The following is a 580-nucleotide window of genomic DNA, read 5'->3' on the forward strand; positions in this document are numbered from 1 at the left end:
TCGCAGTGATCATTCCGTCCTCGTAGCTGCCTTCACCATCATGACTTATGTTCAAGCTGCCTTCGACATACGTCAATCCTTCTGGCAGTGTATCCGTGATCGTTAAGTGTTCAACGACACTTTCAGAAACCGTATTTTGCGTACGAATCATGTAGATAACCGTGTCGCCTACTTCGAATCGATCCTTTAACAAGTCTGCGTTTATGGCTGTTTTTTCTGATTCTAACGCAGGGAAGCGTGGATAAATCTTCACTTCCTCTGACGGTCTATCTGGCTCATCGATATTGTCTCCATCGACGATCGCCACGTTTTCAATATCCTGGCTTGCTTGGCCTTCCCCTACAGTTACGTGGAATTCTAGCGTCTGCCATTCGGTGTCTGTCACATTCCCGAATTGACCGACTACTTCGCCATCCGCGTAATGACCGGCATCATCGTCTTCCTCATCGGTGACGGCATCCCCGTTCACTCTTAGCGTTCCCGGCACATATTCCAACCCTTCTGGGATCACATCGGAGATGACTAGATTTTCAACTTGACTGTCTTCAATCGTATTTCGTGCCTCAATCGTATACAGAAG

At 47.6% G+C, this 580-nt stretch carries 1 protein-coding gene; it reads right to left on the bottom strand.

Annotated features, from left to right (window positions below; all coding sequences use genetic code 11):
* A partial coding sequence (locus tag MW695_RS22205; protein ID WP_247107615.1) for an isopeptide-forming domain-containing fimbrial protein occupies positions 1 to 580 on the bottom strand: 580 nt, incomplete at both ends.

Source organism: Halalkalibacter sp. APA_J-10(15) (assembly GCF_023017105.1).
GTDB lineage: Bacteria > Bacillota > Bacilli > Bacillales > Bacillaceae_D > Halalkalibacter.